The 13057-nt window shown below is 64.7% G+C and carries 11 protein-coding genes; 4 read left to right on the forward strand and 7 right to left on the reverse strand.

Annotated features, from left to right (window positions below; genetic code table 11):
* Positions 1-48: 48 nt before the first annotated feature.
* Positions 49-2115: a glycine--tRNA ligase subunit beta gene (gene glyS / locus DOM56_RS03035; RefSeq protein WP_110707407.1), complete on the reverse strand. Its 2067-nt coding sequence runs from the start codon at positions 2113-2115 to the stop codon at positions 49-51.
* A gap of 2 nt (positions 2116-2117) precedes the next feature.
* The gene (glyQ, locus tag DOM56_RS03040; RefSeq protein WP_110707598.1) at positions 2118-3077 is read right to left on the reverse strand and encodes a glycine--tRNA ligase subunit alpha; all 960 of its coding nucleotides are present in this window, start codon (positions 3075-3077) and stop codon (positions 2118-2120) included.
* A 181-nt stretch (positions 3078-3258) separates the two neighbouring features.
* Here glyQ and rfaD point away from each other — a divergent pair, with 181 nt between their 5' ends.
* Positions 3259-4227 (forward strand): ADP-glyceromanno-heptose 6-epimerase, encoded by a 969-nt coding sequence (gene rfaD / locus DOM56_RS03045; protein ID WP_110707408.1) that lies wholly within the window; start codon positions 3259-3261, stop codon positions 4225-4227.
* Positions 4220-5266, forward strand: a complete 1047-nt coding sequence (gene waaF / locus DOM56_RS03050) for a lipopolysaccharide heptosyltransferase II (RefSeq protein WP_110707409.1) — start codon at positions 4220-4222, stop codon at positions 5264-5266. Before rfaD ends, waaF begins: the two co-directional genes overlap by 8 nt.
* Before the next feature lie 5 nt (positions 5267-5271).
* Here waaF and DOM56_RS19635 read toward each other — a convergent pair whose 3' ends face one another.
* Positions 5272-5526 (reverse strand): hypothetical protein, encoded by a 255-nt coding sequence (locus DOM56_RS19635; protein ID WP_157958143.1) that lies wholly within the window; start codon positions 5524-5526, stop codon positions 5272-5274.
* Between the two features lie 297 nt (positions 5527-5823).
* Here DOM56_RS19635 and DOM56_RS03055 point away from each other — a divergent pair, with 297 nt between their 5' ends.
* The gene (locus DOM56_RS03055) at positions 5824-6996 is read left to right on the forward strand and encodes a glycosyltransferase (protein WP_198655646.1); all 1173 of its coding nucleotides are present in this window, start codon (positions 5824-5826) and stop codon (positions 6994-6996) included.
* Between the two features lie 107 nt (positions 6997-7103).
* A complete protein-coding gene (locus tag DOM56_RS03060) occupies positions 7104-8048 on the forward strand; it encodes a hypothetical protein (RefSeq protein WP_198655647.1) in 945 nt (314 codons plus the stop codon).
* Positions 8049-8218: 170 nt separating this feature from the next.
* On the opposite strand, the gene DOM56_RS03065 is transcribed toward DOM56_RS03060, so the two are convergent.
* The 4 genes from DOM56_RS03065 to DOM56_RS03080 all read right to left on the reverse strand — a co-directional run bounded on the left by DOM56_RS03065 (position 8219) and on the right by DOM56_RS03080 (position 12978).
* Positions 8219-9781 (reverse strand): sulfatase-like hydrolase/transferase, encoded by a 1563-nt coding sequence (locus DOM56_RS03065; protein WP_110707411.1) that lies wholly within the window; start codon positions 9779-9781, stop codon positions 8219-8221.
* A 125-nt stretch (positions 9782-9906) separates the two neighbouring features.
* Positions 9907-11004, reverse strand: a complete 1098-nt coding sequence (gene ddlA / locus DOM56_RS03070) for a D-alanine--D-alanine ligase (RefSeq protein WP_110707412.1) — start codon at positions 11002-11004, stop codon at positions 9907-9909.
* Positions 11005-11114: 110 nt separating this feature from the next.
* On the reverse strand, positions 11115-12185 hold the full coding sequence (locus DOM56_RS03075) for a glycosyltransferase family 4 protein (RefSeq protein ID WP_110707413.1): 1071 nt from the start codon (positions 12183-12185) through the stop codon (positions 11115-11117).
* A 4-nt stretch (positions 12186-12189) separates the two neighbouring features.
* Complete coding sequence (locus tag DOM56_RS03080) at positions 12190-12978, reverse strand: glycosyltransferase family 2 protein (RefSeq protein ID WP_110707414.1); 789 nt, start codon at positions 12976-12978, stop codon at positions 12190-12192.
* Between the last annotated feature and the right edge of the window lie 79 nt (positions 12979-13057).

Below are 13057 nucleotides of genomic sequence, written 5' to 3' on the forward strand. Positions count from 1 at the left end.
CAGAATGCCGGGCTTGACTGTTTCACGTGAAACAGTGAAGTCCCCAGGCTACTGTTGCAGTTCCGAGATGTCGGCGACCTCGAGGAACAGCGCCTGCAGGCTGGCCAACAGCGCCAGTCGATTGGCCCGTACGGCATCGTCTTCCACCGCGACCATGACCTCGTCGAAGAAGCGGTCCACTGGCGCCCTCAGCGTAGCGAGAATGTCGAGAGCCTCCGCGTAGGCCGCTTCGCGGAACAGGGGTTCGACCTGGTTCCGGCAATCGGCGACGGCGTTGGCCAGGGCGATCTCGGCCTCTTCCGAGAGGAGGTGGGTGTCCACGTTGGCACCGGCAGCGTGTGCCTGTTTGGCCAGGATGTTGGAGACCCGCTTGTTGGCAGCGGCCAGCGCTGAGGCTTCTTCACGCTGGCTGAACCGGTGGACGGCGCGGAGACGGCGTGCGAAGTCCAGCGGCCGGGTCACCGGCCGGGCCCGCACGGCCAGGTAGACGTCTACCGGGAAGCCTTCGTCCTGGGCCCAGGCGCGGAAACGATCGAGCATGTAGGCCATGACGTCGTCCACCAGGCCATCGGCCTTGGGCAGGGCCCGGTGCTGGGAGGCGGCGAGTTCCAGCAGCTCGCGCAGGTCCAGATCCAGCTCACCCTTGATCAGGATATTGAGCACGCCGATGGTGGCGCGACGCAGGGCGAAGGGGTCCTTGGCGCCGGTGGGCCGCTGGCCGATACCGAAGATACCGGTCAACGTATCCAGGCGGTCCGCCAGGGCGATCGCCATGCCGGTCGGCGTGCTCGGAATCCCGTCACTGGCGAAGCGCGGCAGGTACTGCTCGTGGATGGCTTCGGCAACGGCTTCCGATTCACCGTCGTGACGGGCGTAGTAGGTGCCCATGATGCCCTGTAGTTCGGGGAATTCGAGCACCATCTCCGTGACCAGATCGCACTTCGCCAGTTGAGCGGCGCGGGCTGCCGCCTGGGAATCACCGCCTATCTTGCCGGCAATGAACCGTGCGACGACCTCACTGCGCGCGGCCTTGTCGGCGAGAGATCCCAGCTCGCGCTGGAACACGACGCTGGCCAGGGATTCGCGGCGGGCCTCCAGTGTCCTTTTGCGGTCGGTCTCGAAGAAAAAGGCGGCATCGGCCAGGCGTGGGCGGATCACCTTCTCGTTGCCGTAGATGACCTGCTGCGGGTCTTCGCTGTCGATATTGGCCAGCGTGATGAACTGCGGCTTGAGCTTGCCGTCGGCATCGAGCAGGTGGAAGTACTTCTGATTGGCCTTCATCGAGGAGATCAGGCACTCGGCTGGCACCTCGAGGAAGCGCTCGTCGAAGCTGCCGGTGAGCGCTACCGGCCACTCGACCAGGCCATTGACCTCCTCGAGCAGATCGTCGTCGATGACCGCCTGGGCGTCGTGCACTTCCGCTTCGGCGAGTACCTGCTCGCGGATGCGCTCGCGACGGCGTTCCAGATTCACCAGCACGTAAGCATTCTCGAGGACGGGCTCATAGTCGTCGGCATGGGCGAGTTCGATCGGGTCCGGGGCGTGGAAGCGGTGCCCCAGTGTCGTTCGGCCGGACTCCAGGCCGAGTACGTTGGCCGGCACGACCTGATCGCCGTAAAGCAGCACCAGCCAGTGGACCGGACGCGAAAACTCGATGCGCGAGGCTCCCCAGCGCATGTTCTTGGGGACCGGCAGGGCATTGATGGCGGCATTGACGATAGCGGGCAGCAGTGTCTCGACAGCGTCTCCCTGCTGTCGTTCACGGTAGCCGAGCCAGGTGCCCTTGTCGGTCTCCAGGTGGATCAGATCGTCCACCGTGACGCCACAGGAGCGTGCGAAACCTTCGGCTGCCTTGGTCGGCTGGCCGTCCTTGTAGGCGGCTGCCAGCGCCGGGCCGCGCTTTTCGACTTCCCGGTCAGGCTGCTTGTCAGCGAGCGCCTCGACGCGCACGGCAAGACGCCTCGGAGAGGCGAGAGCATGTGCCGTGCCATGGGGAATCTCGGCCTCGTCGAGCCCCTTGACGACACCGTCGCGCAGGGCGAAGGCGAGGTTGGCGAGTGCACCCGGCGGCAGTTCTTCGACGCCCAGTTCGATCAGTAGCGTGTTGACTGCCATGCTCATGCGTCTCCCTGTTGAGTTTCTGATGCCTGTGTGAGCTCCCGACGCAGCGCTTCGGGCGCCAGCGGAAAGCCGGCGGCTTCCCGTGAGGCGTAGTAGGCGTGAGCGACGTCACGGGCCAGGGTACGAACCCTCAGGATATAGCGCTGGCGCTCGGTCACCGAGATGGCATGACGGGCGTCCAGCAGGTTGAAGGTGTGAGATGCCTTCAGGACCTGCTCGTAGGCCGGTAGAGGCAGGTTGGCCTCGAGCAGCTTGTTGCACTCGCTCTCGCAGTGGTCGAAGGCCTCGAACAGGTAAGGCACGTCGGCATGCTCGAAGTTGTAGGTCGACTGCTCGACCTCGTTCTGCAGGTAGACGTCGCCATAGGTGACGCGGGTGCCGTCCGGGGCGATCGTCCAGACCAGGTCATAGACGCTGTCGACGTCCTGCAGATACATCGCGATCCGCTCGAGACCATAGGTCAGCTCGCCGGTCACCGGGTAGCACTCGATACCGCCGGCCTGCTGGAAATAGGTGAACTGGGTCACTTCCATGCCGTTTAGCCAGACTTCCCACCCGAGCCCCCAGGCGCCGAGAGTGGGTGATTCCCAGTTGTCCTCGACGAAGCGAATGTCGTGAACCCGCGGATCGATCCCCAGCCGCTCCAGCGAGCCCAGGTAGAGATCCTGCAGGTCCTTCGGCGATGGCTTCATCACCACCTGGAACTGGTAGTAGTGCTGCAGACGATTGGGGTTTTCCCCATAACGGCCGTCGGTGGGGCGGCGCGACGGCTGGACGTAGGCGGCATTCCAGCTCTCCGGGCCGATCGAACGCAGGAACGTGGCCGGATGAAAGGTGCCGGCACCCACTTCCATGTCGAGTGGCTGCATGATCACGCAGCCCCGTTCCGCCCAGTATTGCTGAAGGGCGAGTATCAGCCCCTGAAAGGTTTTCGCATCTGCCGTCGAGTCTGTCATTGACTGCGCACCGTTGCCCATGAATTCGTGAGCCGCCAAGTATACAATTAGCGCTCAATCGGTTATAGGCACCGGCGACGATCGGGCGCTATCGTTGATGGCGCGTCATCGAACGTCGGGCGACTTGCGGGGTCGGAGTCGTCACGCCCGATAACCGGGTCGATCGAATAGGAGTTACGACATGATCGTTGTCACGGGCGGGGCCGGCTTCATCGGGGCCAATCTGGTCAAGGCACTCAACGCGCGCGGCCATCAGGACGTCATGGTGGTCGACGATCTCAGCGATGGCACCAAATTCGTCAACCTAGCGGACTGCACGCTGGGCGACTATCTCGACAAGGACGATTTCCTGGCTCGAGTAAAGGCAGAACTCAGCGGTGAGATGCGCGGCGGGGTCGGCGGCCTGCCCCCGATCGAGGCGATCTTTCACGAAGGCGCCTGCTCGGACACTACCGAGTGGGATGGCCGCTTCATGCTGGAGAACAACTTCGAATACTCGAAGGTGCTGCTCGAGTACTGCCAGGCCAAGCGGATTCCCTTCCTCTATGCGTCATCCGCCGCCACCTACGGCGGCAGCGAAGTGTTCGTCGAGGCGCCCGAGCACGAGAAGCCTCTCAACGTCTACGGCTACTCCAAGCTGCTGTTCGACCAGTATGTCCGCGCGCGCTGGGACGATTTCGACAGCCAGGTTGTGGGTTTTCGCTACTTCAACGTCTACGGCCCCAGGGAACAGCACAAGGGCAAGATGGCCAGCGTCGCCTACCATCACCACACCCAGGTGCAGCGCGGCGAGAATCCCAAGCTGTTCGGTGCCTGGGATGGCTATGAGGCCGGCATGCAGAGCCGCGACTTCGTCTACGTGGGCGACGTGGTCGACGTCAACCTGTGGTTTCTGGACAACCCGGAGGTCTCCGGCATCTTCAACCTGGGCACCGGCCGAGCCGAGCCGTTCAAGGCGATCGCCGAGACCGCGATCGACTTCTATGGAAAGGGGCAGATCGAGTACATCGACTTCCCCGACGAGCTCAAGGGGCGCTACCAGAGCTACACCCGGGCCGATATCGGTCGCTTGCGCGACGCGGGTTATAGCGCCGAATTCAAGACCGTTCGCGAGGGCGTTTCCGCCTACCTGGAATGGCTGAATGGCTGATTCGCCAGTTGCCGACGCTAAGGTCGTCGACATCGACGCCGCGCCACGGTTTCTCGTCGTCGGCCCCTCCTGGGTCGGCGATATGGTCATGGCACAGAGTCTGTTCATCACGCTGAAACGATGCCATCCGGGCGCGACGATCGGCGTGCTCGCGCCGGGCTGGTCGCTGCCGATTCTCGAGCGTATGCCGGAGGTCGACGAATCCATCGCGCTGGACGTGAAGCACGGCGAGTTCGGCTGGAAGACACGACGTGAGGTCGCACGTTCGCTGAAAGGGCGCTTCGATCACGCCATCGTGCTGCCACGCTCGCTGAAGGCGGCGCTGGTGCCGTTCCTGGCCGGCATTCCCCGCCGCACCGGTTTCACCGGCGAGCAGCGCTACGTGCTGCTCAACGACCGGCGCAGGCTCGACAAGACGGTGCTCGATCAGACCGTCAAGCGCTTCGTCGCGCTGGGGCTGGATGCCCGCGTGGCGGCCAGCGGCGATTTCGAGACGCCGCACCCGCGGCTCCGAGTCGACACGTCGCGTCAGGCAGCGCTGCGTGGCGAGCTGGCACTGGGCGAGCGGCCCGCCATCGGCATGATGCCCGGCGCGGAGTACGGCCCGGCCAAGCAGTGGCCGCTCGACTACTTCCGCGAGCTGGCCGAATCGTTGATCGCGCGGGGGTACGCCGTCTGGGTCCTGGGTGGTCCCAAGGATGCCGAGGCCGGCGACGTCATTACCCGGGAGTTGGATCACGCGCATAATCTGTGCGGCAAGACCCGGCTGGCGGATGCCGTCGACCTGCTGGCCGCCTGCGAGCAGGTGGTCACCAACGACTCCGGGTTGATGCACGTGGCCGCGGCGGTCGGCACCCGCATCCAGGCGCTCTACGGCTCGTCGTCGCCCGCCTATACGCCGCCGTTGACCGACAATGCCGATATCCACTATCTGGCGTTGTCCTGCTCGCCCTGTTTCGAGCGCACCTGCCCGCTGGGGCATCGCAACTGCCTCAAGCAGATGTCGCCGGAGAGCGTGCTGATGAAACTTCACACCTAGCGTTGTCACGCAGGTCGCTGGAGCGCCACCGAAGTTGCCTTGTCGGGGGATGTCAGCGTTGTCTCTGCGGCGGTACCGTGTAGCGGATAGCGCCCGATTTCCTGTTTCGGAAAAAATTCTTGATGTGTTTTTCGACTTGCCAGAGGCGAGTCAGCTTTTCCATGGCCGTAACCTTGTTCGACTCGATTGCATCGGGGAAAAGCTGATGGGAAATCTCCAGGTAGGTCTGTTTGTAGGGGTGGAATGTAGGGAATTTCCATGGCTTGCTCTTGGCCAGGAAATGGATGATTCCCGGCTCCCGTAGTGCCGTGATTGGATGAATGGTGATATACCCGCGTCGAGGATGCAGATATCCAATTGCTCAGATATGCCGCCTTATCCAGACACAAGAAGATGACAACGCCCATTCAGAGGGCATAATTCTCATCGCTAGCCGGCACCGGGCCGGCCCGGTCTCGAGCCGTCTGAGCCATCGTTTCACCGAGATGTGCGAAAATGGATGGGGAGTCACATTGCCCGTTCCACCCACGGTAAGCAAAGAAGTGCTAGAGCCCATCATGACCCAAAGAGTATTGCTGGTCGTACGCAAATTGAGCATCGGTGGCATCGAGCGTGTCACGGTCAATCTGGCCAACGTGCTGGCCCGGGAAGGACACGATGTGCACGTCCTGGTGCTCAAGGGGGGGCACGAACTCGCTCCGGACGACGCGGTGAAGGTCCATCGCCTCGACTTCGACAAGGCGTTTCGCAGGACCGGACTGGGGTTGGCATACGACCTGGTCACGCGGGCGCTGCTGAAGCCCGTGCTGCCGGGATCGGGTTTCCTGTGGCGCGGCTTCTACGGCGGACGCTATCTAAAGCGTTTCGTTGCCAGGCTGGAACGGGAACACGGTCCGATCGATCGCGTCATTATGCGCGGGCAGGGCGCGTTCGAGACGGTCTGGTCCTGGCGCGACCCGCGCCTGTGGCAGGTGACGGTCTCCTGGCCCGGAAGCGAGGGCGGAAGGCTGAAGGGGTTCTATCTCCGCCGGCTCTATGAGGGCAAGCAGGTGGTCTGCAACACGCCCAACGTGCGGGCGCAGTTGGAGAAGCAGCTCGGTCATCATGGGATTCGCCCTCATCGGTGGGCAACCATCATGAATCCGTGCGATATCGAGGCCATCCGCCGCCAGGCCGAAGAACCGGTGGAGCTGCCGGCCAGGCCGTTCATCGTCCACGTCTCACGGCTCTCGGACGTCAAGCGCCAGGAGTGGCTGATCCTGGCCTATCTGGAGGCAGAGATCGAAGAGGACCTGGTCATCGTCGGCGATGGACCCAAGCGAGAGAGCCTGGAGGCGCTGGTCGCAGAGCGGGGGGCGGGTGAGCGGATCCATTTCGTCGGCAGCCGGCCCAACCCCTATCCCTGGATGAAGCACGCCCGGCTGTTCGTGCTGAGCTCGCGCAGCGAAGCCTTCGGTATCGTGCTGGCCGAGAGCATGATCTGCGGCACGCCCTGCGTGGCGGTCGACTGCCCAGGCGGTGTGCGCAACGTGTTGATTCACGATCAGGCCCGCCTGATCGCCGATAACAGCGTCACCGGTCTGGCAGCCAAGATCCGGGAAGGGCTGGCAAATCCGCCATCGCTGGAAGCCGATCTGGAGTTGATCGAGCGATTCCGGGATAGCCGGATCATGCAGCAGTTCCTCGATCTGCCGACGACATCCGACACGATGAGCGGGCAGGCGCAGTAGCCGGGAAATTGCGTAGCATGCTTATTAATGTGGTATGCTAGACTGAATCGATCACGAACAGTGTTTGATAACACCGATTCCTTCCCCTCCGACCGTGTAAACTGCTCATGTCTCGGCCCTCTTCGCCAGCTTCCCCGCGTCTGCCCGCCGAGGACGACGCGTTCAGCGAACTGCACGATCCCCGCATGAAGTGGGGCGTTCGTCGGGCGCGGTGGCAGGCGGCGTTCCGGGACGGTTTCCAACGGCGCGTCGGTGTGCCCCTGGAAGATGCGCTCTACCGCCGCTGGGCTCAGGGCAAGGTCGGTGGCCGGTGGATCGAGCGTCACGGCTTGCCACGGCGCTCGATCGAGGCGAGGCTGGCGGAGGCGCTGGTGGTTCACGTCGATCCGCGCGAGCTGATCCGCGACCTCAACGCCAAGGGGATCGGGGGGAAGCGCCCCTCCTCCTCGGCTTTTCTCTGGGACGGCGACTGGGACTTGAGTCGTGGCGATCTGCGCCGGGGCTCGCGTTACCGCTTCGTCAGCGATATCGACGAGCACCGGGACGACCTGACCCAGACCGAACGCTTTCGGCAGTACCGCTCCCGGCTCGAGTCGGGGCACCCCTGGTCCTCCTACCAGCAGGGCATCCTGCTCGACACGGAAGAGAAGATACTTGCCTACCTGCGAACCTATCTCGGCTTCCTCGACGATATGGCGGTCCGGGGATTCGACCTCGAGCTGGGAAAGGATGATCTGGGTGTCGCAGTCACCCGCGAGGGTCGGTTGCTCAAGGTCAACCGAGGGCTTCACCGGCTGGCGATGGCCCAGCGTCTGGGGCTGGCGTCGATACCCGTTGTCGTCCGCGCCGTGCATCGGCAGTGGTGGGAGCGCGTGGTCGGCGACTGCCGTGGCGAGGAAGCCCTGACCCGCGTGGCTGAGGCGTTGGGCTCGTGTACGCCGGAAACCGAACCGGGGATGCTGGATCCCGGCGACGAGCTGGGGCCGATCGAGTGGCCACGGCCCCGTTATGTCTCGTCTGAAGAGAGCCTGCGCTCGAGCGGGCGGCGTTGACCATCGGCTGGCGCGCCAGCCCGGCCAACAGGCTCATCGGTCCGGCGTGGACGGATACGCCTCCCCGATGCTCTGCACCGACCTCCGCCGCGTCCGGCTAGGCTCGTCGATGGTTCAGACGGCGCCTGGTGTCACCGAGCCAATCCAGGTGCGCGGATCGTCCCGGCGTCTCAGTTGACGCCGTTCCAGAGCTGCTCCTGCAGACGGTTCTCGCTTCGCATGCGTTGGTTCATTTCGTCCAGCGAGTAGCGCTCGATCAGGGTGGGAGACGAGGAAAACAGCGATACGCCTAGCCCGGCCCGATGGTCCGGAATGGTATAACCCATGGCTTCCAGCAGTGTCGGCAGGACATCGACCATGCTCGCCGGACGTTCGATGACGCGGGGACGCAGGCCGTTGCCCAGCATCATCAGCGTATTTTCGCGCTCTTCCGCGATCAGGTCCTCCCACGCCGAGTTCTTCATCGAGAGATGGTCGCTGGCGACCACGACCAGGGTGTTGTCCAGCAGCCCTTCGGCTCGAAGCCGCTCGATGAAATTCCTGATCAGCCAGCCCGTGCATTTGACCGAATAGAGAATGTCGGTACCGTCGAAGTCGCCCTGATTGTCGATACAGGACTGCGACGGATGGCCGAACGGTGGGTGGCCCGCCAGGGTGAGTCCGAAGAAGGCATAGGGCTTGCCGCTGTCGTGTAGCCGTCGGATCCGCTTCTCCGCGAGATCGAGCAGCGTATCGTCGTAGAGCCCCCAGTCGTTGAGATATCCGGCCGGTGCCTTGTCCTCCAGTTCATCGCGGCCCAGGACGGTATCGAAGCCGTGGCCGCGATAGAACTTCGCCTTGCCGGCGAACTTGGTGCTGGCGCCACCCATGTAGGTGAGGTCGTAGCCCCGCGCGTGCAGCAGATCGCCCAGACAGTCGACCCCCGGCAGCACGTCCGACAGCGGCTCGAACTGGTTGTCGTGCATCAGGCCGGCTGGCATCAACGGCACTCCGCACTGGCTGGCGACCATGCCGGCCATCGTCCAACCGGTATTGTCGAGCTGCTTGACGCCATGAAACACCACGCCCTCCTGGCCCAGCCTGGCAAGGTCCTCGTAGGCGTTGCCGAAGCGCTGGGTATCGCCGTAGGTGCGCTCGGTACTCTCCATGTAGAGATAGATCAGATTGGGCGGCTGGGGCACTCCGGCGACGATCTCCGGTGGCCGGTAGCGATCATCGAGCCAGCTCTCATCGTCGTCGATCACCGAGGCGCCGCGCAGCGACAATCCGAACAGCAGCGGATTGAACGCCAGCAGGAACAGGCTCAGCACCCGTTCCCACAGGCGCCAGCGATGATCGGCCCGGACCAGCCAGGTCACGGCGACCAGCATGGCGATGGCGGCCACGGTGTAGAGGACCCCGGCGATCTGGCGATCGGTGCTGCCGTTCTCCTCGATGCCGGCCTGGAGGTGGAAGATCACGGCCCCCAGGTCGAGTTGGCCGAAGCTGTCGTCGAGGTAGATATAGACCCACCACAGGATCAGTGGCAGAGCGGACCATGGCCACGCCTTGCGCTGGGTGGCGCGCTGGGAGACGTGGCCCCAATGGAAGCGACGGCCGATGGCGAGCCAGGCGAGCGCGATGACGAGGGGGGTCCACCAGGGCAGGACCCAGACCACCATGATGGCGTAACCGATACAGAGGCCGATGTAGGTGAGTGCACACCAACGTCGAATGTCGCGAGAGATGGTCATGACGCGCTTCGATCCGTGAACGTCGTATTCTATCGATGCCGATTCCAGGCACCGCGTGAGGAGTCATCAAGACTCTATCATGACCAATCCGAGACGAGCAGGTTATCGACGAGTTCCCGCCGGTTTCAGCGCGCGCTCTTCAGCGCCATGTCATCGGCGTGCCTCGCCATGCCCAGCTCGATCAGGCGCGTTACCAGGGCCGGGTAGTTCAGACCGCTGGCCTGCCATAGCTTGGGATACATGCTGATGCGAGTGAAACCCGGCAGCGTGTTGATTTCATTGACGACGATGTTTCCCTCCGGGGTGAGGAAGACATCGACCCGTGCCAGGCCGGCGCACTCCAGCACCTGGAAGGTGCGAATCGCAATGTCGCGAATCGCTTCACTCGCGCCGGCATCGATGTCGGCGGGCACGGCGACGGTGGCCGCGTCGTCGTCGATGTACTTGGTGTCGTAGGAGTAGAAGCCGTTCTCGACCACGATCTCGCCGCAGACGCTCGCCTCCGGCTCGTCGTTACCCAGTACTGCGCACTCGATCTCGCGGCCGACCACGGCGGATTCGACCAGCACCTTGTGGTCGAAGGCCAGCGCCAGCGCCAGCGCTTGCTGGAACTCGAGCGCGGTCTCGACCCGGCTGACGCCCACCGATGAACCCTGGTTGGCGGGTTTGACGAACAGCGGCGAGCCAAGCGTCGCGCTGAGGGCGTCGAAATCGGCCTCGGCAGCCGTGCGGCGGGTCAGGGTGACGAAGGGCGCCACGGGAATACCGGCATCGCGCAGCAGGCGCTTGGCGACGTCCTTGTCCATGCCGGCGGCCGAGCCGAGCACGCCGGAGCCGACGAAGGGCAGGTTGGCCATGCGCAACAGGCCTTGCAGAGAACCGTCCTCGCCGAGGGTGCCGTGGACGATGGGGAACACCACGTCGAGCTGTCCCAGCGTGCCCTGGGACGACTCGGTGGCGATCAGCTGCTGGTAGTCGCGACCTGGCACCAGCGCGAGGTCGCCGGCGGAGGGGTTGAGGGCGATCCGGCTCGGATCGTCAGCGTTCAGCAGGAAGTCGGCGGCATCGTTGATGTGCCACTGCCCCTGCTTGTCGATCCCGATGACCGTGACCTCGAAACGCTCGCGATCCAGCGCGTCGACGATGTTCCTGGCCGACTGCAACGAGACCTCGTGCTCCGCCGATTTGCCGCCGCAGATGACGCCGACCCGAATTTTGCTCATGGTTATGCTCCGCTTCGCTGACGATCTCGGTGCCGCTCGGGCGCGGCCTTTCGGGCGTCATGATGCCACGATCCCGCCGCGCAAGTATCGCGCCCTGCGCCGAGGCCACGCTAGCGGGCGATGATCCGGCGGTAGAGCGCCAGGTAGGCCGCTGCCATGGCTTCGGGGGTAAAGGCGGCGAGCCGCTGGCTGGCGGTGGCCGCCAGCCGTTGCCGGCGGACGGGGTCCTCCAGCAGCGCGATCAGCGCCGCCGTCAGCGCATCGGCATCGCCGGCAGGCACCAGCAGGCCGCTGACGTCGTCCTCGATCAGGTCCGGAATGCCGTCGACGTCGCTGGCCACGATCGCCACGCCGTGATCCATGGCATCGAGCAGGGTGGAGCCCAGTCCCTCGTTGCGGGAGGGGAATGCGAACAGGGTCATGATCTCGAGATAGTCACCGACATCGGGCTGAAAGCCCTCCCAGATGACGTTGTCCAGATCGGCGCTCTCGGCTTTCAGTGCCGCGCCGTCGTCGCCTTCGCCCAGCAGCAGGAAGCGAACGTCCGGATGCGTCTCGCGCAGCCGCCGCGCCGCCGCCAGCAGGACCCGTTGGCCCTTGTGGCGATCCACCAGCGCGCCGATATGGCCGATGACACGGTGGCCGGCGAAACGCTCGCGCAGTGCGGCTACCTTGGTGGGATCGCCTGGGTGGCCGGAGAGCACGCTGGGAATGCGCATGACGGGACACCAGCCGCGATCGCGAAGATGGTGCTCGATCACCGACGAGATCGCCACGGCGCTTGCCGCAGCGCGGTAGGTCCAGCGGTTGAAGCGCTTGTCCTTGACCGGCTGGGGGACACGCCGTGTCAGGAGGTAGGGCGTGCCGCGCAGGCGACGTTCGATCCACGCCCAGTGCACCGCCTTGGCCTCGTGGGCGTGAACCAGGGTTGCCCGCCGATGTCGGCCATGCCCGGCGAGGGCGTGATCGGCGTCGATCAGTTCGATCTCGGTGTCGAGTTCCCGATCGGCCAGCGCCGCGCGCATCGGCGAGTCGCGCCGGCAGACCAGGCTCTGGGTGATCTCGAGCCGCGCGTCGTCGATCCGGGCCAGCGCCTCGATCAGCAACAGCGTCTGGCGCTCGCCACCGCGAAAGCCGCGGGCCAGGTTGACGTGACGAATGTGCAGCGGGTGAGGTTCCATCGATTCACCAGATCCGGTCGAAGTCTTCGGCGTCGCGCACCTTGGCATCGCGCTGCAGTTCGAGCAGCTTGGCGTATTTCAGGTAGGCGTTGACCGCCGCCGACAGCGCCACCGAGACGCCGTCGAGGCCGCCGGCGAATCCTCGCTGGAACAGGTACTTGCGCACGAAGGCATTGGCGCCGTGCAGTGCCGGCGACCAGCCGTTGGCTCGCTTGCCCTTGAGATACATGATCTTGGCCGCGCGATTGGAGAAGCGGCCGCTGGCCTTGCCGAACAGTTCGGCCAGGTTGGCGAACGAATAGTGTTCCAGGTCGGCGTCCAGGCGCTGCGGATTCGTCGCCGGCACCGACGCGTGCTGGTGGCTGTCGGAGAAGCCGGTGCGATCGCGATCGAACAGCCGGATGCAGTAGTCCGGATACCAGCCGCAGTGGCGGATCCAGCGACTGCCGATGAAGTTGCGTCGGCGCAGTGCGTAGGCATCGTGGCCGGCGTCGTCCAGGTCGAGTGCCAGAATCGCTGCCACGGCCTCGTCGGTGAGCCGTTCGTCCGCGTCTAGCGACAGCACCCAGCGATAGCTGGCAGCCTGCGGTCCGACCCGCTTCTGGGGGCCATCGCCCAGGTAAGGCTGATGGATCACGCGGGCGCCGAGCGCCTCGGCCCGGATGACGGTGTCGTCGCGGGAGCCTGAGTCGACCACGATCAGCTCGTCGCAGACGCGGGCGAGCGAGGCCAGGCAGGCCTCGATGTTGTCGGCTTCGTCGAGCGTGATCACCACGCCGGTAATGGCGGCCATGGGCAGTCCTGGGTCGTCGGGGAGTGGAGCGTCATTCGGCGACCGGGGGCGGGGCGTCGCGAGTCACGCGACGCCCCGC

The organism is Salinicola sp. CR57 (assembly GCF_003206585.1).
In the GTDB taxonomy this organism is placed as follows: Bacteria; Pseudomonadota; Gammaproteobacteria; order Pseudomonadales; family Halomonadaceae; genus Salinicola; species Salinicola lusitanus.

What these genes read in the sequence shown, in the direction of transcription:
- glyS (WP_110707407.1), bottom strand. Translation starts at nt 2,115, where the DNA reads ATGGCAGTCAACACGCTACTGATCGAACTGGGCGTCGAAGAACTGCCG.
- glyQ (WP_110707598.1), bottom strand. Translation starts at nt 3,077, where the DNA reads ATGACAGACTCGACGGCAGATGCGAAAACCTTTCAGGGGCTGATACTC.
- rfaD (WP_110707408.1), top strand. Translation starts at nt 3,259, where the DNA reads ATGATCGTTGTCACGGGCGGGGCCGGCTTCATCGGGGCCAATCTGGTC.
- waaF (WP_110707409.1), top strand. Translation starts at nt 4,220, where the DNA reads ATGGCTGATTCGCCAGTTGCCGACGCTAAGGTCGTCGACATCGACGCC.
- DOM56_RS19635 (WP_157958143.1), bottom strand. Translation starts at nt 5,526, where the DNA reads ATGGAAATTCCCTACATTCCACCCCTACAAACAGACCTACCTGGAGAT.
- DOM56_RS03055 (WP_198655646.1), top strand. Translation starts at nt 5,824, where the DNA reads ATGACCCAAAGAGTATTGCTGGTCGTACGCAAATTGAGCATCGGTGGC.
- DOM56_RS03060 (WP_198655647.1), top strand. Translation starts at nt 7,104, where the DNA reads ATGTCTCGGCCCTCTTCGCCAGCTTCCCCGCGTCTGCCCGCCGAGGAC.
- DOM56_RS03065 (WP_110707411.1), bottom strand. Translation starts at nt 9,781, where the DNA reads ATGACCATCTCTCGCGACATTCGACGTTGGTGTGCACTCACCTACATC.
- ddlA (WP_110707412.1), bottom strand. Translation starts at nt 11,004, where the DNA reads ATGAGCAAAATTCGGGTCGGCGTCATCTGCGGCGGCAAATCGGCGGAG.
- DOM56_RS03075 (WP_110707413.1), bottom strand. Translation starts at nt 12,185, where the DNA reads ATGGAACCTCACCCGCTGCACATTCGTCACGTCAACCTGGCCCGCGGC.
- DOM56_RS03080 (WP_110707414.1), bottom strand. Translation starts at nt 12,978, where the DNA reads ATGGCCGCCATTACCGGCGTGGTGATCACGCTCGACGAAGCCGACAAC.